Origin of the sequence: Culturomica sp., assembly GCF_003524185.1 — a bacterium.
In the GTDB taxonomy this organism is placed as follows: domain Bacteria; phylum Bacteroidota; class Bacteroidia; order Bacteroidales; family Marinifilaceae; genus Culturomica; species Culturomica massiliensis.
This window is the reverse complement of record NZ_DOED01000032.1, coordinates 2,687-2,940: the sequence shown is the minus strand read 5'-3', so window position 1 is coordinate 2,940 and position 254 is coordinate 2,687. Positions and strand designations below refer to the sequence as shown.

Genomic DNA, 254 nt, shown 5'->3' with positions numbered 1-254 from the left:
AAACGACCGTTAAAACTGGATTGACAGAATCGTTTTTACAGAATAATCAATGATGGATATTTTCCGCCCTGTGTGATGACAATAATTTACTCCTGAACTTTGTTTGTGGTTGGTTTAGTATTTGGATGTCAGCGGTATGAGAATTAGCAAGAAGGGCTGCAATAACCAAAAGAAACGAAGTACATCCACTTGGTTCATAGATACAATGAAACCTATAAACCTCAAGGTTTTTCAGCCAATTCAAACGGTCGTTT

At 37.0% G+C, this 254-nt stretch carries 1 protein-coding gene; it reads right to left on the bottom strand.

From position 1 onward, the window contains the following. Positions 1-46: 46 nt before the first annotated feature. Positions 47-254 (bottom strand): hypothetical protein (locus DD657_RS11060; RefSeq protein WP_287049875.1); only part of this gene is annotated, 208 nt, incomplete at its 5' end.